This is a genomic window from Streptomyces sp. SID10853 (assembly GCF_010548145.1).
Classification (GTDB): domain Bacteria; phylum Actinomycetota; class Actinomycetes; order Streptomycetales; family Streptomycetaceae; genus Streptomyces.
This window is the reverse complement of the sequence record NZ_JAAGLN010000116.1, coordinates 1-21,310: the sequence shown is the minus strand read 5'-3', so window position 1 is coordinate 21,310 and position 21,310 is coordinate 1. Positions and strand designations below refer to the sequence as shown.

Annotated in this window: 25 protein-coding genes; 11 read left to right on the top strand and 14 right to left on the bottom strand. The window is 70.5% G+C overall.

What is annotated here, in order from left to right; translation table 11 throughout:
- Positions 1-14 precede the first annotated feature (14 nt).
- Positions 15-452: a DUF4442 domain-containing protein gene (locus G3I19_RS21370; protein ID WP_164265288.1), complete on the bottom strand. Its 438-nt coding sequence runs from the start codon at positions 450-452 to the stop codon at positions 15-17.
- A gap of 110 nt (positions 453-562) precedes the next feature.
- Between G3I19_RS21370 and G3I19_RS21365 the strand changes: the two genes are divergently transcribed.
- Together G3I19_RS21365 and G3I19_RS21360 are read left to right on the top strand one after the other, a co-directional pair.
- Positions 563-1,606, top strand: a complete 1,044-nt coding sequence (locus G3I19_RS21365) for a hypothetical protein (RefSeq protein WP_164265287.1) — start codon at positions 563-565, stop codon at positions 1,604-1,606.
- A 56-nt stretch (positions 1,607-1,662) separates the two neighbouring features.
- Complete coding sequence (locus G3I19_RS21360) at positions 1,663-3,036, top strand: MFS transporter (RefSeq protein ID WP_164265286.1); 1,374 nt, start codon at positions 1,663-1,665, stop codon at positions 3,034-3,036.
- Here G3I19_RS21360 and G3I19_RS21355 read toward each other — a convergent pair.
- Together G3I19_RS21355 and tuf are read right to left on the bottom strand one after the other, a co-directional pair.
- Positions 2,998-3,843: a fused MFS/spermidine synthase gene (locus tag G3I19_RS21355; RefSeq protein WP_164265285.1), complete on the bottom strand. Its 846-nt coding sequence runs from the start codon at positions 3,841-3,843 to the stop codon at positions 2,998-3,000. The genes G3I19_RS21360 and G3I19_RS21355 overlap by 39 nt on opposite strands.
- A 79-nt stretch (positions 3,844-3,922) precedes the next feature.
- Positions 3,923-5,119, bottom strand: coding sequence for an elongation factor Tu (gene tuf, locus G3I19_RS21350; protein WP_164265284.1), 1,197 nt, complete (start codon positions 5,117-5,119; stop codon positions 3,923-3,925).
- Between the two features lie 390 nt (positions 5,120-5,509).
- Here tuf and G3I19_RS21345 point away from each other — a divergent pair, with 390 nt between their 5' ends.
- Entirely contained in the window at positions 5,510-6,214 is a 705-nt protein-coding gene (locus G3I19_RS21345; protein WP_164265283.1) for a TVP38/TMEM64 family protein, read from the top strand.
- A gap of 208 nt (positions 6,215-6,422) precedes the next feature.
- The gene (locus G3I19_RS21340) at positions 6,423-7,298 is read left to right on the top strand and encodes an undecaprenyl-diphosphate phosphatase (RefSeq protein ID WP_164265282.1); all 876 of its coding nucleotides are present in this window, start codon (positions 6,423-6,425) and stop codon (positions 7,296-7,298) included.
- Between the two features lie 99 nt (positions 7,299-7,397).
- Here G3I19_RS21340 and G3I19_RS21335 read toward each other — a convergent pair whose 3' ends face one another.
- The 7 genes from G3I19_RS21335 to G3I19_RS21310 form a co-directional block, all read right to left on the bottom strand.
- The gene (locus G3I19_RS21335) at positions 7,398-7,838 is read right to left on the bottom strand and encodes a multidrug efflux SMR transporter (RefSeq protein ID WP_164265281.1); all 441 of its coding nucleotides are present in this window, start codon (positions 7,836-7,838) and stop codon (positions 7,398-7,400) included.
- Positions 7,839-7,887: 49 nt separating this feature from the next.
- Positions 7,888-8,208, bottom strand: coding sequence for an SMR family transporter (locus G3I19_RS21330; RefSeq protein WP_164265280.1), 321 nt, complete (start codon positions 8,206-8,208; stop codon positions 7,888-7,890).
- 137 nt (positions 8,209-8,345) lie between these two features.
- The gene (locus G3I19_RS36940) at positions 8,346-8,912 is read right to left on the bottom strand and encodes a hypothetical protein (RefSeq protein WP_203599846.1); all 567 of its coding nucleotides are present in this window, start codon (positions 8,910-8,912) and stop codon (positions 8,346-8,348) included.
- Positions 8,909-9,238 (bottom strand): hypothetical protein, encoded by a 330-nt coding sequence (locus G3I19_RS36935; protein ID WP_203599845.1) that lies wholly within the window; start codon positions 9,236-9,238, stop codon positions 8,909-8,911. The genes G3I19_RS36940 and G3I19_RS36935 overlap by 4 nt, the downstream gene beginning before the upstream one ends.
- Positions 9,235-9,381 (bottom strand): hypothetical protein, encoded by a 147-nt coding sequence (locus G3I19_RS21320; RefSeq protein WP_164265279.1) that lies wholly within the window; start codon positions 9,379-9,381, stop codon positions 9,235-9,237. Before G3I19_RS21320 ends, G3I19_RS36935 begins: the two co-directional genes overlap by 4 nt.
- 1 nt (position 9,382) lies before the next feature.
- Positions 9,383-10,033: a DsbA family oxidoreductase gene (locus G3I19_RS21315; RefSeq protein ID WP_164265278.1), complete on the bottom strand. Its 651-nt coding sequence runs from the start codon at positions 10,031-10,033 to the stop codon at positions 9,383-9,385.
- The gene (locus G3I19_RS21310) at positions 10,030-10,515 is read right to left on the bottom strand and encodes a nucleoside deaminase (RefSeq protein WP_164265277.1); all 486 of its coding nucleotides are present in this window, start codon (positions 10,513-10,515) and stop codon (positions 10,030-10,032) included. Before G3I19_RS21310 ends, G3I19_RS21315 begins: the two co-directional genes overlap by 4 nt.
- A 140-nt stretch (positions 10,516-10,655) precedes the next feature.
- On the opposite strand from G3I19_RS21310, the gene G3I19_RS21305 reads away from it, so the two are divergent.
- The 7 genes from G3I19_RS21305 to G3I19_RS21275 all read left to right on the top strand — a co-directional run bounded on the left by G3I19_RS21305 (position 10,656) and on the right by G3I19_RS21275 (position 16,799).
- A complete protein-coding gene (locus G3I19_RS21305) occupies positions 10,656-11,105 on the top strand; it encodes a MarR family transcriptional regulator (RefSeq protein ID WP_164265276.1) in 450 nt (149 codons plus the stop codon).
- Positions 11,106-11,893: 788 nt separating this feature from the next.
- Positions 11,894-13,363, top strand: coding sequence for an AMP-binding protein (locus tag G3I19_RS21300; RefSeq protein WP_164265275.1), 1,470 nt, complete (start codon positions 11,894-11,896; stop codon positions 13,361-13,363).
- The gene (locus G3I19_RS21295; RefSeq protein ID WP_164265274.1) at positions 13,360-13,629 is read left to right on the top strand and encodes an acyl carrier protein; all 270 of its coding nucleotides are present in this window, start codon (positions 13,360-13,362) and stop codon (positions 13,627-13,629) included. Before G3I19_RS21300 ends, G3I19_RS21295 begins: the two co-directional genes overlap by 4 nt.
- A 56-nt stretch (positions 13,630-13,685) precedes the next feature.
- The gene (locus tag G3I19_RS21290; RefSeq protein WP_164265273.1) at positions 13,686-14,060 is read left to right on the top strand and encodes an ectoine synthase; all 375 of its coding nucleotides are present in this window, start codon (positions 13,686-13,688) and stop codon (positions 14,058-14,060) included.
- Positions 14,061-14,163: 103 nt separating this feature from the next.
- Positions 14,164-15,282: an acyl-CoA dehydrogenase family protein gene (locus G3I19_RS21285; RefSeq protein ID WP_164265272.1), complete on the top strand. Its 1,119-nt coding sequence runs from the start codon at positions 14,164-14,166 to the stop codon at positions 15,280-15,282.
- 17 nt (positions 15,283-15,299) lie between these two features.
- Entirely contained in the window at positions 15,300-15,977 is a 678-nt protein-coding gene (locus G3I19_RS21280; RefSeq protein WP_164265271.1) for a transglutaminase-like domain-containing protein, read from the top strand.
- A 12-nt stretch (positions 15,978-15,989) separates the two neighbouring features.
- Positions 15,990-16,799 (top strand): maleate cis-trans isomerase, encoded by an 810-nt coding sequence (locus tag G3I19_RS21275; RefSeq protein ID WP_164265270.1) that lies wholly within the window; start codon positions 15,990-15,992, stop codon positions 16,797-16,799.
- A gap of 74 nt (positions 16,800-16,873) precedes the next feature.
- Here G3I19_RS21275 and G3I19_RS21270 read toward each other — a convergent pair whose 3' ends face one another.
- The 4 genes from G3I19_RS21270 to G3I19_RS21255 form a co-directional block, all read right to left on the bottom strand.
- The gene (locus tag G3I19_RS21270) at positions 16,874-17,977 is read right to left on the bottom strand and encodes a transposase (RefSeq protein ID WP_164265269.1); all 1,104 of its coding nucleotides are present in this window, start codon (positions 17,975-17,977) and stop codon (positions 16,874-16,876) included.
- Between the two features lie 132 nt (positions 17,978-18,109).
- Entirely contained in the window at positions 18,110-19,234 is a 1,125-nt protein-coding gene (locus tag G3I19_RS21265) for a slipin family protein (RefSeq protein ID WP_164265268.1), read from the bottom strand.
- 9 nt (positions 19,235-19,243) lie between these two features.
- The gene (locus G3I19_RS21260; RefSeq protein ID WP_164265267.1) at positions 19,244-19,729 is read right to left on the bottom strand and encodes a hypothetical protein; all 486 of its coding nucleotides are present in this window, start codon (positions 19,727-19,729) and stop codon (positions 19,244-19,246) included.
- Complete coding sequence (locus G3I19_RS21255; protein ID WP_164265266.1) at positions 19,729-21,027, bottom strand: molybdopterin-dependent oxidoreductase; 1,299 nt, start codon at positions 21,025-21,027, stop codon at positions 19,729-19,731. Before G3I19_RS21255 ends, G3I19_RS21260 begins: the two co-directional genes overlap by 1 nt.
- Between the last annotated feature and the right edge of the window lie 283 nt (positions 21,028-21,310).

Here is a 21,310-nt window from a genome sequence, read left to right as displayed (position 1 = left end):
GGCCGCGGCGGCCGTCAGGAGTTCGGGCGCAGTGTCCAGACCACCGTCATCTCGCCGGTGACCGCCTCGTCCGCACGCCGGATGGCGATGTGGACGGGGAACTCGGGGCGCTCCCCCGCGTCCAGCTCCGCCACCACGTCGGCGACCGGCCGGCCCAGCGTGGCCGTCGCGGTGACGTCACCCATCGCGAGCTTCTTGTAGTCGATCTCGGCGCGGACCGCGAGCGGTACCGCACGTGTCATCTGGTCGCCGAAGGCGGCGATGACGATGGCACCGCTCGCCGACTCCGCGAGCGTGAACATGGCGCCCGCGTGCGGCCCGCCGACGTGGTTGTGGAAGTCGGACTGGTCCGGCAGCCGGACGACGGCCCGCTCCGGTGTGGTCTCGACGAAATCCAGGTTGAGGGTCCTGGCCATGGGCACGGTGGCGGCGAGCAGCTCGCCCGCTGACATCTGATCTGCGGTCATGGAACGGGACGTTACCCGCGAGTAGGTCCACTTGGCCATCCCGGGGCAGGGGCGGCCGTAGCGACGTGGCCCTGTCACCTCTATGGTTACTCGCCATGTGGCCAGGACAGCAGCCGCCCGGGGGCGAGCAGAACCCGCAGGACCAGAATCCGAATCCCTATCAGCAGCCGGGGTACCAGCAGCCGAACCCTTATCAGCAGGGACAACCTCAGCCAGGACCTCCGCAGCAGGGAGCCCCGCAGGGTTACCAGCAGCCCAACCCGTACCAGCAGCCGACAGCTCCGCAGTACGCGGTGGGAACGCCACCCGGCGCGCCCCGGTCGCCCGAGGCCAGGAAGAGGACCACGGTCATCGCGATCATCTCCGCGACGGCGGTCGTCGCCGCCGCGGTGATCACCGGCGTGGTGGTGTTCAAGGGCGACGGTGACAAGGGCGGCACTGTCCAGGCCGACGACAAGTCGCCGTCGCCGTCCGCACCGACGAAGCAGAAGAGCTCGCCGCCTCCGGCCAACCCGCGCGCCGGGGGCGAGGCCGTGAAGCCGGTCGTCGCCGGCTGGAAGGTGGTCGTGAACCCGAAGTGGGGCACGGCCTTCGATGTGCCGCCGGAGTGGGAAGTGGCCTCGGCGGGCACGTTCAGCGGCTTCGAGGACGACAAGGGCAAGACGCTGATCGGCCATTCGGCGCCCGCGTTCTTCAAGTCGAAGTGGTGCACGGACGACTCCGACAAGGACGGCTACACCGAGGACACGGCGCTCGGCGGGGCGGGAACCAAGGGCGCGGACGGCGCCAAGGACACCGCTGACGTCGCCGAGAAGCAGGTGCCCTGGTGGGTCTACGGCGCCTACACCCAGCCGAACAAGAAGCTGGTGAAGACCTCCAAGGCGAAGCCGTACACCACCAAGTCCGGGGTCAAGGGCAGTCTCGCCCGCGCCTGGGCGACCGGTGTGCCGAAGAAGTCCAAGTGCAGCACCGACGGCGAGGCGATCACCTTCGGGTTCAAGAACTCCGCGGACGACTTCGTGGCGTTCTCGCTGTACAACAGCACGGGCGTCCCCGGTGCCCTCCCCCAGTCGACGATCGACAAGATCCTCAGCACGGTACGGCTGGCGGGCACGCCCACCGGAGACAGCGCCGGCTGAGGCCCGGGCTCCTGACGCGTTTGGCATCCGGGGGCGGCGGCAGCGATAGTCCCAGAGTGACGTCTCCTGCCGCCGCCCCCGCGCGCACCCGCCGCCCCGCATGGGCCGGACGCAACTACACCCTGCTCACAGCTGCCGCCGTGGTCACGAGCCTGGGCAGCAACGGTGCCCTGATCGCTTCGGCGTTCGCGGTGCTGGACAGCGGTGGCGACAGCAGCGACGTGGGGCTGCTCGCCGCGGCCCGCACGCTGCCGCTCGTACTCTTCCTGCTGGTCGGCGGGGCGCTGGCCGACCGGCTCCCGCGTCACCGGGTGATGGTGGCGGCCAACACACTCAACTGCGTCTCCCAGGCCGCCTTCGCCGTCCTGGTGCTGACCGGTCACCCGCCGCTCTGGCAGATGATGGTGCTCACCGCGCTGTGCGGCACCGGCCAGGCGTTCTTCTCACCCGCGTCCGAAGGCATGCTGCTCTCCACCGTGCAGGGCGAGGAGGCGGGCAGGGCGTTCGCGTTCTACCGGATGGCCATGCAGGGCGCGGGGATCGGCGGCGCCGCGCTGGGCGGTGCGCTGATCGCCGCCATCGGTCCCGGCTGGGTGCTCGCCGTCGACGCGGCGGCCTTCGCGGTCGCCGGTTCGCTCCGGGCCTTCCTCGACGTCAGCCATATCGCGCCGCGTGCGCCGGGCGGCGGGATGCTCGCCGATTTGCGGGACGGCTGGCGCGAGGTCACCGGGCGGCCCTGGCTGTGGAGCATCATTCTGCAGTTCGCCGTGGTGAATGCCGTCATCGGCGCCGCGGAGGCGGTGTACGGGCCGCTCGTCGCGCGGGACTCCCTGGGCGGCGCCGGCCCCTGGGGGCTGTCGCTCGCCGCGTTCGGCGCAGGCACGGTCATCGGCGCGCTGATCATGACGCGCTGGAAACCGCGGCGGCTCCTGCTGACCGGGACGCTGTGCGTCTTCCCGCTCGCGCTGCCGTCGGCCGCGCTCGCCGTGCCGGTCCCGTTCGCCGCGCTGGTGTGCGTGATGTTCTTCAGCGGTGTGCTGGTCGAGACGTTCGGTGTCTCCTGGATGACGGCGCTGCACCAGGAGATCCCGGAGGACAAGTTCTCCCGGGTCTCCGCCTACGACTGGCTCGGCTCACTGGCGATGCTCCCGCTGGCCACGGCGCTCGCGGGCCCTGCGGAGCAGGCGTTCGGCAGGACCGCCTCGCTGTGGGGGTGCGCGGGTCTGGTGGCCCTGCTGACGGCCGCGGTGCTGTGTGTTCCCGATGTACGGAATCTGCGGCGCCGGCCGCCGGCGGAGCGGACGGCCGGCGATCTCGCGGCCTCGGGTACGGCCGCGGTGGACACGGCGGCCGGTGTCCTCGCCCCGGAGCGCGTCCCCGGCGCAGCGCCGTCACCCGATGCTGAAAGCTCCGTCGGGCGGCTCGGGTGAGGCGACCGCTTCCGCGTCCGTGACCGGCCGGGCGCCACCGGTGAGGCGGGCCAGCGACGCGCCGTGCTCGACCCGCGCGGGAAAGGCGTCCGACGCCGTACGCCGGCTCAGCGCGGCGGTGTCCAGCTCGGTGTGCGAGGCGACGAGGACCGCGTTGCCGAAGCGCCGGCCGCGCAGCACGGCCGGTTCGGCGATGAGCGCGACATCGGCGAACACCTGTGAGAACGCGGCGAGTTGGGTACGCAGAAAGGCGAACGGCGCACCGTCGGCGAGGTTCGCCGCGTACACCCCGCCGCTGCGCAGCACCCTGGCGGCCGACCGTGCGTACTCGACCGATGTGAGATGGGCGGGCACCCGTGAACCGCCGAAGACATCGGCGATCAGCACATCGGCGGACCCGCCGGGTCTGGCGTCCAGCCAGGCCCGCGCGTCCATGGCGTGCACGGTGATGCCCGAGCCGTCCGGCAGCGGCAGCACGTCGGAGACCAGGGCGAGCAGCCCCAGGTCCGCCTCCACCACGTCCTGCCGCGATCCGGGCCGCAGCGCCGCCACATAGCGGGGCAGCGTGAGGGCTCCCCCACCGAGGTGCACGGCATCGAGCGGTTCCCCGGGGGCGGCCGCGCAGTCCACGACATGGCCGAGCCTGCGGGCATACTCGAACTCCAGGTGCCCGGGGTCGTCCAGATCCACGTACGACTGCGGCGCGCCGTCGACGGTGAGCAGCCAGGCCCGCTCCCGGTCGACATCGGGCAGCAGCCGCGCGGTGCCCTGGTCCACGTCCCTGATCACCGGTATCGCCTCGTTCACCGTCCCATTGTGCCGCCCGTACGAGGTGACCTGCGCCCGCCTCCCGTGGGCGACGGGAGGCGGGCGCCGGACCGGCCGGTTACGACCCGTCGTCGATGACCTCGGTGACGGTCCCGGCCCCGACCGTGCGGCCGCCCTCGCGGACGGCGAAGCCGAGGCCCGGCTCCAGCGGTACGTCACGGCCGAGCGCGACGGTCATGGGGACCGTGTCGCCGGGGCGGGCCACCGCGAGACCGCCGAGGTCGACGTCACCGACCACATCCGCGGTACGGATGTAGAACTGCGGCCGGTACCCGGTGGAGACCGGGGTGGTCCGCCCGCCCTCGGCCGCCGACAGGACGTACACCCGCGCGGTGAACCGGCGTCGCGGGGTGACGCTGTCCGGCGCCGCCACCACGTCGCCGCGCCGTACCGCGTCCCGTGGCACCCCGCGCAGCAGCAGCGCCACGTTGTCCCCCGCCCGGGCCTCCGCCATCGGCTTGCCGAAGGTCTCGAGACCGGTGACGACGGTGCCGCCCGGGCCCGTTCCCGCGCCCAGCAGCTGCACCCGGTCGCCGACCCGGATCCGGCCGCGCTCGACGGCGCCCGTGACGACCGTGCCGCGTCCGGTGATGGTGAGGACGTTCTCCACCGGGAGCAGGAACGGCGCGTCGGTGTAGCGCACGGGCATCGGCACATAGGTGTCCACCGCGTCGAGCAGCGCCTGGACCGAGGCGGTCCACCGCGGGTCGCCCTCCAGCGCCTTCAGCCCCGACACTCGGACGACGGGGGCGGCGTCGCCTCCGTATCCGTGGGCGGAGAGCAGCTCGCGGACCTCCAGCTCGACCAGGTCCGTCAGCTCCTCCTCCCCGGAGTCCGCCTTGTTGAGTGCGACGACGATGTGGTCGACGCCGACCTGACGGGCCAGCAGTACGTGCTCGGCGGTCTGCGGCATGACCCCGTCGAGTGCGGAGACGACGAGGATCGCCCCGTCGAGCTGGGCGGCGCCGGTGACCATGTTCTTGATGTAGTCCGCGTGTCCGGGCATGTCGACATGGGCGTAGTGGCGGGTGTCGGTCTCGTACTCCACATGCGTGATGTTGATGGTGATGCCGCGCCTGGCCTCCTCCGGGGCCCGGTCGATCCGGTCGAAGGGGACGAAGGAGGTGCCGCTGCCGGCGCTGTCGCTCAGCACCTTGGTGATGGCGGCGGTCAGGGTGGTCTTGCCGTGGTCGACGTGGCCCATGGTGCCGATGTTGAGGTGGGGCTTGGTGCGCACGTATGCCGTCTTGGGCATGGCCTTTTCTTCCTCGCGAAATTTCGGGAAACACCGAAGTGTGGCGGGACCCCCGGATCCGGCCGACCCTCCCCCTGCGGGGTCCGCCGGACTGTCCGGGAAGAGTCAGCTTCGTGCGCCGCCAAGGGGCGCTGCGGCAACGGCCGTGCTGTGCTGGGCCGTTGCCGTGGGAGCGGGAAGACCGGCAGCCCTCGGCGCGTCCGCGACTGCGGACGATGCTGCGAGGAACGTGTACCGGGACATGCCGCTGATCCTGCCTCCACCGCCGCGGGTACGTCGACCGGTTTTCCGCCCCGCGCGGCTCCGCGGGCGCCCGCGCGGCGCTCGGCGGGCGATGGGTGGCCGGGCCCATTACGGCGATCACACACCGGTGTCGGTTAGTCTCCCGGGATGCTGGAGCCCGCTGCGCGACCCTCCGCCGGCCTGACCGCGCGCTGCGTCAGGGCACTCGCCTCGCCCTGGTCAAGGCTCTCCCTTCTCGTGGTGCTCCTGGTGGCCGCGGCGACCCTGATGCTGCTCTTCCAGCCGCAGCGGCTGCTCGCCGCGGGCTGGCCCCCGCAGCTCAGCGGTGTCTCGGCCGTGGTGCTGTTCTCCGCCGCGTACGGCGCGTGCACCGCCGCCTTCGTGCCGCGCCCGCTGCTCAACCTCGCGGCGGGCGCCCTCTTCGGCAGCCAGGCCGGCCTCGCCGCGGCGATCGCCGGGACCGTGCTGGGGGCCGGCGCCGCTTTCGGTCTCGGCCGGCTGCTCGGGCAGAGCGCGCTGCGGCCGATGCTGCGCGGGCGCTGGCTGACGGCGGCGGACACCCAGTTGAGCAGGCACGGCTTCCGTTCGATGCTCGCGCTGCGGCTCTTCCCCGGGGTGCCGTTCGCCGCGGCCAACTACTGCGCTGCGGTGTCCCGTATGGGGTGGCTGCCGTTCCTGCTGGCGACCGGGCTCGGGTCGGTCCCGAACACGGCGGCGTACGTGGTGGCGGGCAGCCGGGCTTCATCGCCCACCTCGCCCGCCTTCCTGATCTCGATGGGCTTCATCGTGGTGTCGGGGGCGGGCGCGGCCTGGCTGGGCTGGCGCAAGCGGCACCGGCTGCGCGGCCGCTGAGGGCATCCCGGGCGGAGGGGCGTTCCGAGCGGGGCAGAGCACCCCGGGCGGCAGGGGCGTTCCGAGCGCGCAGAGCATTCTGGGCGGCAGGGCGGCAGGGCGGCAGGGGCAGTTGGCCGACCGTACGCGCACGGGTCACCGGCCGTACACCTCCGGCGGTTACGTTCCTTGCGCACCAGCCCCTTGATCCTTTGGACGGCCGCCACCCATGTCTTGGTTCGAATCGTTCGTGCTCGGATTCGTGCAGGGGCTGACGGAGTTCCTGCCGGTGTCCTCCAGCGCCCATCTGCGCCTCACCTCGGCCTTCGCGGGCTGGCCCGACGCGGGCGCGGCCTTCACGGCGATCACGCAGATCGGCACCGAGGCAGCGGTCATCATGTACTTCCGCAAGGACATCGCCAGGATCGTCTCGGCCTGGTTCCGCTCGCTCACCGACCGCACGCTGCGCGACGACCACGACGCCCGGACGGGCTGGCTCGTCATCGTCGGGACGATACCGATCGGCGTCCTGGGGATCCTGCTCAAGGACCAGATCGACACGTCCTTCCGTGACCTGCGGGTCATCGCGTGCACGCTGATCGGGATGGGCCTCGTGCTGGGCACCGCCGACCGGCTGGCCGCACGCGACGAGAGCGGCGGCCGGCACAGGGCGGGCCGTGAGCGCAGGTCGCTTCAGGAACTGACCGTCAGGGACGGGCTGGTGTACGGACTGTGCCAGGCGCTCGCACTGGTCCCCGGCGTCTCCCGGTCGGGCGCCACGATCAGCGGCGGCCTGCTGATGGGCTACACACGTGAAGCGGCCGCCCGGTACTCGTTCCTGCTCGCGATCCCCGCGGTTCTCGCCTCCGGCGCCTTCGAGCTGAAGGACGCGGCGGGCAGCGGCGGGACGGCCTGGGGCCCGACGCTGCTCGCCACGGTCGTGGCGTTCGGCGTGGGATACGTGGTCATCGCGTGGTTCATGAGGTTCATCTCGTCGAAGAGCTTCATGCCGTTCGTGGTCTACCGGATCCTGCTCGGCGTCGCCCTGTTCTTCCTGGTGGGTACGGGAGTGCTGAGCCCGGACGCGGGGCCGGCCGGGGGGTGAGGCCCGGCGCGCGGGCCGTACGGGCCGGATACCGCGTCAGCCACGGCACCGCCCCGTACGGGATCCCTCACGTCACCGTCCGGCCGACGCGATCCGGCGTCAGTGCCCGGCGTCCTGGCGGTCCCGCGCCCTGTCGGCGAGCGCCTGGGGGTCCTGCGGGTCGTCGACGGGCCGCGCGGTGTCGCGCGGCCGGTCGGCGAGCTTGAGCCAGACCACTCCGGCGATGATCACGGCCAGCCACAGGGTCTGGGCCAGGGTGAGGGTCTCGTCGAAGAAGACAGGACCGAGCGCGGCCGCGCCGACCGCCCCGATTCCCGCCCACACGGCGTATCCGATGCTCATCTCGATGGTCCGCAGCGCCACGCTGAGGGCGTACAGCGTCAGCAGGAAGAACACGACGGCGACGAGCGACCACGTCAGGCGGGTGAAGCCGTGGCTTCCGCCGACGGAGAGCGCGTAGCCGATTTCGAATACTCCGGCCAGGAGAAGCATGAACCAGGAGTTGGTCGAGCCGGTGGAGTTGCGGGCTGTGCCGGGCATGGGGTACGTCCCTTCAGAGGAGTCGGTCGGAGAGATGACGGGGAGATGTTCAGGCGGCGCCGCTGAGCTGGAGGCCGACGACCCCGGCGATGATGACGGCGATACCGAGCGCCTTGCGCCAGTCCAGACGCTGGCCGAAGAGGACGGCTCCGAGAACGGTGATGCCGATACCGGCCACGGACGTCCAGATGGCGTAGCCGACGCCGACGTCGAAGGTCAGCAGCGCCCTGCTGAGGAAGTACGTCCCGATGGCGCCGCTGACCAGCGTTGTGGCGGTCCAGACGCGGTTCTTGAAGCCTTCGGCCTTGCCGGCCGCGATGGCGACGGTGATCTCGAAGATGACGGCGATGGCGAGGTAGAGCCACTGCATGACGGTCCTTTCGTCGGTGAACAACTGGGTTGCGGGGCCGGGCCGTTGTGGAGCGCCTGGTACTGCGTGAACGGGCCCGGCCCCGGTCGGTATCTGGTGGGGCCGCGCGGGGGATGTGCCGGTCCCACCAGGAGATTTCAGGTGCGCCGCTCGCGGGAGCGGCGCCGTACGGGAGCGGCGCTCCCGGAGAGCGCGGAGGAGCGTGCGGTACGGATCCGTCCCGCTCCCGCGAAGGCCGCGGCGGCGGTCAGAGCCGTGACGGCCGTGGATGAGGTGGCGACTCCCGCGGCGTCGCTCAGATAGCCGGTCAGGATGGGCATGACGCCGGCGAACAGGTAACCGCCCGCGCTGAGCGCCGCGTTGGCCTCGGCCAGGCGGACCGGGGTCACTTCGGCACCCAGCCGTGAGAAGCCGCCGTACTGGCCCATGCCCTGGCCGGTGCCCGCGAGGACCGCCGCAGCGGCCAGACAGCCCAGCGAGTGAGTACGGACGGCGACGGCCACGGCGAGCATGGCGGTCCCGGTGGTGATTCCAGCGATGGTGAGAATCCGGCGCACCGGAAATCCCCTGACCGCAAACTGGATTCCGGTCGACGCCCCGAACATCAGGAAGCTGATCCCGCCGGTCGTCAGCCGGTTGGTGGTGTGCAGAAGTGCGGCGAGCAGGGTCGGGCCCAGGGCGAGCAGGAGGGATGTTCCTGTCATGCCGGGGGCGTAGGCCAGGAGGCTCTCGGCGAGGCCGCGCCGGTTGGCGCGCGGGACCGAGGGAAGGCGCAGCCATCCGGGAGGGCGGGCAGCAGGACTCGGCGGCTGCCGTACCGGTCGGCCAGGGTGCCGGTGAAGGGCAGCACGAGGAGCAGACCGCCGATGTAGGCGGCGAAGATGACGGTTGTCGTGCCGGTGGAGAAACCGATGCGGTCCTGCCAGAGGCCGAGCAGCGGGGTCGGGACATTGGACAGCGTGAACACGGCGGTGATGGGCCAGGCCGCTGCCCACACCTCCCAGGGCCGTGCCCGGAGCGGGCTGTTCACAGGCCGCGGAGGAGCGGGAGCAGTTCGTCCGCTGTCCGTCGCACCGCGGTGCGGTAGCCGGCCGTGACGGTGGCCAGGACGTGCCGGTCCTGGCCGGGGTGCGCTATCTGCCCAGCGGCGGTGAGGTGGGCGCGGATGCTCATGTCAGCAGCCGCCTTCGGTGCTGCAGGCAGTGCCATGGACGACGTCCTGGCCGGCCTGCGCGTCGAGGATCGCCTTACGCAACTGTTCGGTGCTCGGGACGCCTTCGATACGGGTGTCGCCGATGAGGAAGGTGGGGACGGACCGGATGCGGTGGGCCGCGGCCTCCCGCAGGGCATCCTCGTGTGCGCCGCGGTAGGCGCCGTCGTCCAGGGCGGCGCGGAACTCCCCGGTGTCCAGGCCGATTTCCCCGGCGAGAGCGGTGAGCACATCCGGCTGCCCGAGGTCCTGGTCCTCCTGGAAGAAGGCACGGAACATACGGCGGGTGTACTCGGTCCCCCTGCCCTGCTCGGCCGCGTACTGGCAGCCCTCGAAGGCGAGCCGGGTGTAGGGCTGCGGGGACACGGTGGGCAGGGTGATGCCGACGCCCAGACGGCGGGCCATGGGGTAGACGGCGCGCTGCCAGATGCCGGGCAGGTAGTCGTCCTCCGGGCGGAGGGTGGGCTGGGGGTGGGGCCGGAGTTCGAAGGGCTTCCATTCGATCTCGACGTCGGCGCCGAGGTCCTTCGTCGCCTCCTCCAGCGGCCCCTCGGCCAGCATGCAGAAGGGACAGACGTAGTCGGACCAGATCTGGATCTTCACCGGGTCACTCATCGCGGATGGCCTTTCTGACCGGTCAGGAACTCCTGGAACGGCACTTCGTGCCCTTCGATCGGGGCGTGCGTCACCTTGAGCGGCCATGTGGTGGGGTCGTTGGAGAAGATGGAGTACGAGCCGGCGTAGTCGAAGCCGTAGGCAGCCGCGGTCCCGCGGTCGGCCGCGAACACGATGTGTTCGACGTTGAAGTAGAGGGCGGCCATGTAGCACAGGGCGCACGGCTCGCCCGAGGCGATCAGCGTCGACCCGGCGACGCCGAACCGGCCCGCCTTCCCGGCCGCGGCACGCAGGGCGACGACTTCGGCGTGGGCGGTCGGGTCGTCGTCCTCGTGGACCCGGTTGAAGCCGGTGCCCAGGACCCGGCCGTCACGCACGACGAGGCCGGAGAAGGGGATGCCGCCCTCGGCGACGTGCTCGCGGCTGATACGGACCGCTTCCTCCAGATGAGGGGTGAGGCCATTGGGTGACTGGATCTGCATGGCTGTCAGTCCTTGGTCCAGGTATTTGCATGTACGTGCAACAAGATGACGGACCCCGAGACGAACGGTTCGAGGGGTGAGCAAGAGCTTGCATGAGCATGTACCTTGGTGTCAAACACCGGCCCGAAAAGGACGCTCCTATGGCGGCTTCACACCTCACATCCCAGCGCACATCCGACCACGCCGTATGGAATCGCGTGCTCGCCCTCCATGCGCATGTGGAGCGTGAGCTGTCCCTGGCCCTGCAGCGCCGGCACGGGATCGGCCTCTCGGAGTACCGGTCCCTGGAACACCTGCACCACTCCTCCACGAGCGAGCTCCGCATGCAGGACCTGGCCGACAAGGTCGGCCTGGGCCAGTCGTCGGTGACCCGCCTCGTGGGCCGGCTGGAGACCGCCGGCTTCGCCTACAAGGACCTGTGTCCGTCGGACAAGCGCGGCGTCTACGCCGTCATCACGGACGAGGGGCGCCAGCGGTACCAGGCGGCACACGTCAGCTACACGGAAGTCCTCTCGTCCGCGCTCAACACCTTCACGGCCGACCCCGCACTGGGCCCCACGGTCCAGTCCCTGCGCGCGGCGCACAGCTGAGCCGACCGCACCGCCGGTCACGTCCCCCGGCACCGCGCACCCTCAACTCCCCTGCCCCCACAGCTTTCACGCCCTCAACGGGCGTGCGACACTCGGCGCCGAGGCCCTGGCCGGTGCGCCCTGCCGGACACATCCGGGCTGCGCCCTTCCCGCCGCCGACACCTGGCGACGCGGACCGCCACGCGGCCGCCCGCCGCCCCTGTGACGACACCGTGCCGCACCCTGGCCCCGCCTGGAACACGGCCCCAGCGGCAGCCCGCCGACACGCCTCCGCGACCCCGGCGACGACGGCCCGCCGACGGCGGGACCACATCCCCCCGCACCCCCAGCGCACACCCGGTGCTGCCGCCATCGCGGAGCACATGACCCGCGCCCGCCTCGCCCAGCGGCTCCACGGCCGGAAAAAGCGGCTCGTGCCAGAGTAAAAACTTGGGAAGCCGTACGCGTGGGAAGTCGCGCCCGGACCGGAACCGGCGGCCCGGACAAGCGGAATGACGGCGACTCCGGCACCGTGCCCCGAGCCGGGCACATCACCTCGGACACCGCCCGGGCACCCCGGCTATCCGGACGGCGGGCACGGCATCACCGGCCTCCCGGAGGCGCACAATCCGGTCAAAGAATCTTCCTGCACATGCATCTACTGAGTGATCCAGGTCACTACCAGTGAACCAAATGGATGCTTGACCAAGCATGGATTGATCGGGATACCTTCAGCCCGGACACCGCAAGATTCGAACAGTCGAGCGGCACCTGTCGCAGGTGCCTGAGCCAACCTCAAGGATCCCGCCGTGCCATCCCCTCGCCTGGCCGAGACCATCGCCGTCCACGCCTCTCACCGGCCCCACCGCATCGCACTCCACTTCAACGACCGAACCGTCACCTACGGTCAGCTGCACGAACTGACCGAAAGTCTGCGCAGTCAGCTGCTGGAGCTGAACCTCCCGCCGGGCAGCACCGTCTGCGTGCCGGCGCACAAGACACCACCCACCATCGCGCTGCTGCTGGCCGTCATGCACGGGGGCCATGTGGCCCTCACCCCCTCCCCCGGCCTGGGAGGTGCCGCACTCGAACGCCTCGCGCACCAGGCACGGGTCTCCCACCTGCTCACCGCGACCGGCGAGGGCCTCCTCACCGCGGTACCGGTACAGGCCGACGAGACCGCGGCCGAGGGATTCACGAGGCCGGACCCGGCGCGCACCCGTCTGCTGCTCACCACATCCGGCTCGACCGGGACCCCGAAGATCGTCCCCATTGAGGCCGCCGGGTTCGACGCCTTCACCGACTGGGCCACCGACGAGTTCGCCCTGTCTGCCGCCGAGACCGCCCTGTCGTACGCTCCCCTCAACTTCGACCTCGCCCTGCTCGACATCTGGACCTTTCTCCGGCTCGGCGCCTGCGTCGTCCTCGTGGACCAGCAGCGGGCGACCGACGCCGCGTACCTGGCGTCGCTCGCCGTACGGCACCACGTCACCTTCGTGCAGGGGGTGCCGATGGTGTACCGGCTGCTGCTCGACCACGGCGGTTCCTTCGCCGCGGTGCGCCACGTCGTCCTCACGGGCGACAGCCCGGCGGCCGGGCTCCTGGCCCCGGTCGCCGCCGCCTTCCCCAACGCCGCCTTCCACAACGTGTTCGGCTGCACGGAGACCAACGACTCCTTCATCCACCGCTTCGATCCCGCTGCCGTGGACGGGCCGATCCCCATCGGCCGGCCCCTGCCTGGCAGCGAGGCCCTGGTCCTGGCCGCCGACGGCGGACACCTCGGCTCGGCCGGGACGGGCGAACTCCTGGTGTCCACTCCGTTCCAGACCGGCGGATATCTGCGCCAGGACCTGAACAGCGCGGCCTTCACCCGCCGCGAAGGCCGCGTCTTCTACCGCACCGGGGACATCGTCACCCGCACCGCCGGGGGCCTGTACTACCTCGACGGCCGCGCCGACTGGCACGTCAAGGTCAGGGGGGTGCGGACAAATCTGCAGGAGGTGGAGAACGTCATCGCGGCCCATCCCGATGTGGCGGAGGCCGTGGTCGTGCCACTGCCGGATCCGCAGGCCGGCGTCCGTATCCACGCACATGTGACCCGCCGGCCGGACACCGGGCTCACCGGCCTCCGGCTGCGCACCTACGCGGGCCGGCACCTGCCGCGCCACGCCATTCCGTCCTCGGTGCACCTCACCGACAAGCCACTGCCTCGTACCTCGACAGGCAAACCCGACCGGAACCTGATCAAACAGAACCGTATGGAGGAGATCGACGCATGACCAGCACAGACATCGCCCATGAGATCCGCGCGTATGTCGTAGCCGAGTTCCTCGCCGGGGAGGACACCTCCGATCTGACCGGTGACTACGACCTGATCGACTCCGGCGTCATCGACAGCCTCGGTCTGGTCCGGCTGCTCTCGCACATCACCCAGAGGTACGAAGTCCCGCTCGACTCCATCGAGTTCGCGCCGGACCACTTCCGCACCCTGGACGCCGTCGTCGCCGTGATCACAACCCACTCGACGGCGGCCACCGGCGTCTGACCGGTCCTTCCGTCCCTCATCAGCTCACCCGTCCGAATCCAAGGAGAACGAAGAGAATGATCGTCCGCAGCCTCGATGACGTGGCCCCCGTCGAGTGGGGCAACGGTCTGAGCTACCGGATCCTGACCAAGTCCGACGGCATGGGCTTCGCCGTCGCCGACACCCTCGTCCGCAAGGGCACTTCGAGCGCCCTGCAGTACCGCAACCACCTGGAGGCCTGCTACTGCATCGGTGGCTCCGGTGAGGTCGTGGAGCAGGACGGCACCCGCCACAAGATCGTCGAAGGCACCATCTACGCCCTCGACCAGCACGACCCGCACTATCTCGTGGCCTCCGCCGACGAGGACTTCCATCTGGTGTCGATATTCAACCCGCCGATCAACGGAGACGAGAAGCACACTCTCTCCCCGGACGGGTTCTCCCAGTACTGAGCCGCTTCCGGCCCGGCAGCCACCACCCGGGACCCGCCGCGGAACCGGCGGGTCCCGGCCCCTGCCCCACCCTTCACTCCAGCCGCCGACCCAGGGATTCTCCTTGACCGACGACCTCTTTCACCTCGCGTCCCCATGGTCCGACCAGCTCAACGCCCGCACCAGTGAGCTGGACGCAGCGGGCGAATTCCCCTACGACAAATGGAAAGTCATCCAGGAGACCGGCATCCTGCGCGCCCCCTTCTCCCCGGAGTTCGGGGGTGCGGGCCACAGTCTCACCGCGACCATGCGTGCCCTTGAGGGGCTGGGCCACACCTCCCGCGACGCGGGTGTGTCGTTCTCCGCCTCCACACAGATCGTGTCCGTGGGCGTGCCGCTGCAGCGGTTCGCGAGCCAGGAACTCAAGACGCGGTACCTGCCGGGGATCATGTCCGGTGACTCGATCACCGCGCACGCCATCACGGAGGAGTCCGGTGGCTCCGATGCCATGAACCTGGCCAGTGTCGCCCGGCGCGACGGCGATCACTACGTGGTCGGCGGCGCGAAGATGTTCATCACCAACGCCCCGGTCGCCGACCTCTTCCTGCTGTACGTCCGCACCGGCAGGGCAGGCCCCTTCGGCCTCACCACGCTGCTCGTCGAGGCCGGCACGGATGGTCTCACCGTGGGCCCCGCGATGGACAAGATCGGCCTGCGCACCAGCCCTGTCGGCACACTGTCCTTCGACGAGCTGCGTATCCCGGTCAGTCACCGCGTGGGAGTGGAGGGCGCCGGCTTCCTGGTCCTGGACCATGTCATGAAGCGCGAGGTCCTCTTCGGCTTCTCCCTCACCCTGGGCGAGATGACCCGGCGGCTCGAGGAGACCATCGCCTTCGCCGGGGAGCGCCGCCAGTTCGGCAGCCCCATAGGTTCCTACCAGGGAATCTCCCACAAGATCGCGGACATGAAGATGCGGGTGGAGACGGCCCGCAAGTGGCTCTCGGACACCGGTGCCAAGGTCGAGGCCGGCGAGGACGCCTCGCTCGACCTCGCGGCCACCAAGACGATCGTGTCCGAGGCCAATCTGCGCAACGCTCTGGACGCGGTGCAGATCCAAGGCGGCCGCGGTGTGCTCACCGCGTACGGCGTCGAGCGGGATCTGCGCAACTCGGTCGCCGGAACGATCTATTCGGGTACCTCGGAGATCCAGCGCAACCGCATAGCCGCCCTTCTCGGCCTCTGACGGACAGGAGTCACACCATGACCAATCCTCCGGACCGGCTCACTCGCCCGACTGCCTTTCTCGATTACGAGACCGACGAGGTCCAGGGCTTCGTCGACCATGCCGTCAAGGACCGTTCCGCGGACCGGACGGCGAACGCGATCGAGCTCTACTACGCGGTGCGCGACGGCATCTTCTACGAGGTCTACGGCGCCTCCCTCTCCCCCGACGGCCTCAGGGCCTCGCACACCGTCACGGCCGAGTCGGGCTTCTGCCTGCACAAGTCCGTGCTGTACGCGGCCGCCGTGCGCGCGCTGGGCATCCCGTCCCGCCTCGTGTACAGCGATGTACGCAATCACCTCGCCTCGCCCCGCCTGCTGGAACACATCGGCGGCGACGTGTTCTTCCACGGGCTCACCGAGGTCCACCTGAACGGTAAGTGGGTCAAGGCAACCCCGGTGTTCAACGAGATCCTCTGCAAGCTGTACGGCATGGAGACCCTGGAGTTCGACGGAGTCAGCGACAGCCTCTACCACCCCTTCGATGAAGGGGGCGGCTCCATGGAGTTCCTCACGGAGCACGGCTCCTTCGACGACGTCCCCTACGACTTCGTCATCGACACCATGCGGCGCAGGCACCCCGGGTTCCTGAACGCCGGTGGTACGGACACCGTCCGCGGTGGCCGCCTGATCGACGAGTCCGCGACCGCCCGGTAGGAGAGACCCGATATGCCCAGCACTCCCCCGCCCATGGACGGATGGGACGCCTCGACCCGTATCGGTGTGGTCGTGCCGCACGCCGATGTCGGCCCGGAGGCCGAACTGCAGGCCATCGCCCCGCCTTCCGTCTCCATTCACGGATCGCGTATCCACTTCGCCGCCATGCGGGCGGGCGGCGAGATGGACGAGAAGATCCCGCACGACCCCGTGCGGGCCTTCGTGGAAGCCCCGTATCTGGACCAGGCCGTGGAGCTGCTCGCCGCCTCCCCGCTGCACGCCCTGACTCTGGGCTTCACCTCCTCCAGTTACGCGCTGAAGGCCGAGGGGGAAGCCGATCTGTACGAGAGGCTGCTCCCCGTCACCCGTGGTCTGCCGGTCACCGGCACCACCAAGGCGGCCCGCGCCGCGTTCGATTCGCTGGGCGCCCGGCGTATCGCGGTGGTCAACCCGCCGTGGTTCGACGACACGCTCTCGGGCCAAGGGGCCGACTACTTCGCCGAGTTCGGTTACGACGTCGTCCACCACGCGCCGTGCGGGCTGCCTTCGGACCAGAAGGCCATCACCCCGGACAACCTGTCGGCGTGGATCCGTACCACGGTCGCCGCGCACCGCCCGGAGGCCGTCCTCGTGGCCGGCAACGGCATCCGGGCGGTCGGCACGATCCAGGCCCTCGAAGGAGAGCTCGGGTTCCATGTCCTGACCGCGAACCAGGTGATCCTCTGGCACGCCCTCCACCTCGCCGGCGCAGCGGGCACCGCCCACAGCATCACCGACTACGGGCAGCTGTTCGCCACGGACCCCAGGGACGACCACACGTAGAACCACCGGACGGCCGTACGACACGGGGCCCTGGACCACGACGGTGGTCCAGGGCCCGCTGTCGTGTACCGCCCCTAGTCGGCGAGGGCCAGACGGCTGTAGGTGAACGCGGCCGAGACCAGTGTCATGTGATGGTGCCAGCCCGGGAAGGAGCGGCCCTCGAAGTCCCGCAGGCCGAAGCCCCTTTCGAGGAGGGTGATCGTCTCACCGAACGCGGTACGCCGGTCCGTGTAACGCAGGAGTACCTCGACCGGTTCATGCACCATGTTGGTGAGCCACAGCTCTCCCGCCCCTGCCTGTCGTACAGACGACGGAGCGAACAGCCGGAACGTCTGCGGTGGTTGTTCGGCCGCCGGAGCGCCCGGCATCTGGACCAGGCTGTTGGGGACGTCGACGGCACCCGATCGCCCGGCGGGAATCCGGGCTTCGGCAGGCCGCTCGCCGAGGATCCGGGCCGCCGTGCGCACCGGCCCGCGGGCAGCCCGGCCGACTGAGGCGCAGGGAACCAGCGGGAAGGTGTCGGGAATCGCGAGGACGAAGTCGAGCCGGCGCTGGTTCATCCCGTCGATGAGCCGGCGCGCGTCCAGGTAGCCGTCGAGCGCGATGACCACCGGGACCGGCTCGTGCCGGGAACATTTCACCAGCATGTCGATCAGCTCGAGGAGGTGAGTCTCAGCCGGTGTCGTGACGGTCTGCGGAACGCGGGCCCGCTCACGGCGGGGGCCCTGGTCCCACGGCTCGGGGAGCAGGAGACTCCAGCGCAGCGGGAGTTCACCCGCGTCGGTCGACATGAGGACCGCAGCGCCGATCTGGCAGTTGACCGTACGTCCGATGCGCGGGATGAATCTCCGGTGCACCCCGCACGACTTGTCCCCGCGCTTGGGCAGGACGACGGACCCTATGTTCCAGGCGTTCGGCTGGACGCGTCCCTCGGCCCACTGCTGGAGCTGGTCGCAGACGGGTGCCCACGCCCAGGGACTCTCGTTGATGAACTGGTGCAGGGCCTGCGACGCGGTCGGTGAATCACTCGCGGCGGTCGCCAGCCGGGGAATGGACTTTCTTCCCCGTGTGCTGAGGAGACCCCGTACATATGCGTGAGCCCACTGACGTTGCTCGGCTCGGCTCAGGTGTCCGAACAGCTGGTCCGTGAACTGGATCGCAGAGGACCGTCCCGTCATGGATTTTCCTTTCCCCCGTTGCTGTCGAATCGAGTTGATCGTCACAGCACCACCGGGGGATGAACAACGGCTATCCCGTTCTTGCCATGTCGTCGTCAGCCGGCGGCAACATGGGCGTGACGGAGGGCGCCGTCACGCTCCCGTCCCGGGCCGCGCGTCCGGTTCCGGCGGCTCGTCCTGCGGGTCCGTGGAAGGGCCGGGGCCCGCGTCCGTGGCGGCGTCAGCTTCCGTGTCCGCGGCTGCTTCCGCGCCCGCGCCCGGCCCCGCGTCCGCCGACCGGGACTCCTCCAGTGCCTCAAGACCCGGCAGCGGAATCCCGATCGAGGACAGGTCCAGTTTCGCCGCCTCGATCTCCTCCGCGGAGAGTCCGGGCACCGCAGCCTCCACCGCTTCGGCCGCCCTGTCGTACGTCCCGGTGCCGGACTTCTCCGCAGCCGTACCGGCACCGGTCCCACCGGCGTCGGCCCGGCCCGCGGGCTGCGCCCCTGGCATCTGCTGGGCGTTCTGCGCGCGCTCCAGGAAGCGCAGCAGCTCCACCGGGAACGGCAGGACCAGGGTGGAGTTCTTCTCGGACGCGACCTCGGCGACCGTCTGCAGCAGACGGAGCTGGAGTGCTGCCGGGTGCTCCGACATCACTTCGGCGGCCTGAGCCAGTTTCTTCGACGCCTGGAGCTCGGCGTCCGCGTTGATCACCCGGGCCCGCCGCTCCCGGGCCGCCTCGGCCTGCCGTGCCATCGACCGTTTCATCGTCTCGGGCAGCGACACGTCCTTGATCTCCACCCGGTCGATCTGTACGCCCCAGCCGATCGCGGGGCTGTCGATCATCAGCTCCAGGCCCTGGTTCAGCTTCTCGCGGTTGGACAGCAGGTCGTCCAGATCGCTCTTGCCGATGATCGAACGCAGCGAGGTCTGTGCCATCTGCGAGACCGCGAAGCGGTAGTCCTCGACGGCGATGACCGCGTCGGCCGCGTTGACCACCTTGAAGTAGACGACCGCGTCGACCCGTACGGTCACGTTGTCGCGGGTGATGCCCTCCTGTGCCGGGACCGGCATCGTCACGATCTGCAGGTTCACCTTGTGCAGCCGGTCCACGCCGGGGATCACCGTGGTGAAACCAGGCAGCCGTTCCGCGTCACGCAGCCGGCCGAACCTCAGCACCACACCGCGTTCGTACTGCTTGACCACGCGGGCCGCGGACATTCCGTACACCGCGGCGAGGCACACGATCACCACGATCACTGTCACCAGTACTTCCATGACGACCCCCTAGCGCACGAGTCGTTTCCGTTTCCTACGATATGCCCCATTTGCCCGAATCGACGATCCGCGCAGGGACCTGGTCGCCCGCCAGGCGATCGCGACCGCGAAGAGACCCGCCGTGATGAGCAGCCACCTGGTCAGGAACACCCCTCCGGGCAGCGCCGTGGCCCCGCTGTAGCGGGCCGGCGGGCCAAGGATCAGCGGGAACCAGACGAGCAGCAGCAGACCGGACAGGGCCGCGGGCACCCTGAGTGCGTTGATCCAGCCCCCGCGGGCCACCCCGGGCAGCGCCCGCAGGGCCCGGTCGGCCAGCGAGTAGAGCGGAATCAGCACCAGGTCCTGCACCAGCGCGGCACCGATGAACCAGACGACGACGCCCTGCCAGTCACCCGCCAGCAGCCGCACGCCCGCGTAACCCGCCACCGCGAAGGAGACGAGCACCACCACGAGCTGCAGCGGACCCGCCCCGTACCACCGCTCGAACCGCCGCATCACAGCTCCCCGAAGGTCAGCGACGCCACCCACTTGGTGTTGAGCACACCGGGGGCTGCCGGGACGATGATCCGCGCCGGATAGCCGTGGTCGGGCGAGAGATCCGCGCCGTTGACACGCAGGGCCAGCAGCGAGCGGGGATCGCGGACCTGGTTGTCCCGCAGCGCCGCCTGCCGGAAGGAACCGTGCCGCTGGAGTGACCGTACGAGCACCCCCGGTGGCCGCTCCCGCGCGCCGACCAGGGCGGCCAGGTCCCGCAGCCGTACGCCCTGCCAGCTCTGGTCCGGTGTCGACCAGCCCTCCACGCAGGCGATGGGAAGGAGCGCGCCGTGCTGCGGGAGGCGCAGCAGTTCCGCACGGGTCAGGCGCACCGAGCCGCCGGGGCCCCGGATCTCGAGGCGCCAGCCGTCACCGGTGTCCGGGGATCCGATGCCCGCCAGGGCCGCGGTCTTGTTGATCTGGAAGCCGTTGGGTCCGCGCCCCGGTTCCGCGCCGCCGTGCGGTGCGAGCAGCGCCAGCCGGCGCAGCGGTCCGCCGGTGCTCTGGCCTGCGGTCACCGCGAACAGCAGGAGTGATCCGCCGCCGACCAGGCCGAGGAGACCGCGCCGGGAGAGCGTCATCGGCGCCGGGCGGGGGCTGACCAGGCCGGAGCCGGTGTCGTCGGTGGGCGGCTCCTGGCGCCGGACCGCAGGCTCCCGCAGCGGTGCCCGCAGCCCCCGCTCGCGCAGCACCCGCACCGCCGCGGGGAGGCGGAGGGCCACATGCGCGGCGAAGGCCGCGGTGAAGACCCACGCCCCGTAGAAGTGCAGCGTGTAGAACGACCCGGGGAAGAGATAGTCCAGCTGGACGTTGAGCAGCCCGGTGGCGAATTCGAAGAGCACCCCGCCGACCAGCAGGAGCAGCGAGATCCGCTCCAGCGCATGGGCCACCGACCTGATGGGCGGCAGCGCGAAGAGCTTCGGGACGACCGACCAGAGCTTGGCGAGCAGCACCGGCACGAGCACGACGCCGAGCGTCACATGGACGCCCTGGGTGAGGCGGTAGAGCCAGTGCGGACGCGTGGGCCACGCGAAGAGGTAGAAGCCGAGCAGCCCCTTGCCCGGGGTCTTGTCGTTGACCGCGGCGAGGTCCGGGTTGTACGCGGCGTAGGACAGCAGGCCGGTGACGACGAGCACGGTGATGCCGGCCAGCAGGACGAGGCCGAGCAGCGCCGTCAGCCAGGGGCCGCGCAACGGGCTCCGCCAGAACCCGGGTGCGGCGGGCGAGAGGATCTGCGGGTCGGTCTGCTTGGCACGCATGGCACTTCCCGGTCGGTTCCAGCGGTGGCCGTCCACCGCAGCGCCCCGACGTTAAGCCTGCGCACGGGCCTTGCGGGGCCCGGAAACGATGACGAAACTCTGACGTCGGAAGGGGCCTGCGGGAAGATCTGACGGTTCGGTGACGGACGGTGCCGCCTGGGCTCTTCCCGCGATCCGGCGGCCTAGCGTGGGCATGTGACAGCCCCCGCCCCTCCCGCCCGGAAACCCACCGGACCCGCGCCCGCGACCCGCCCGCGGCGGCGCCTCGACGGTGCCGCCGCGC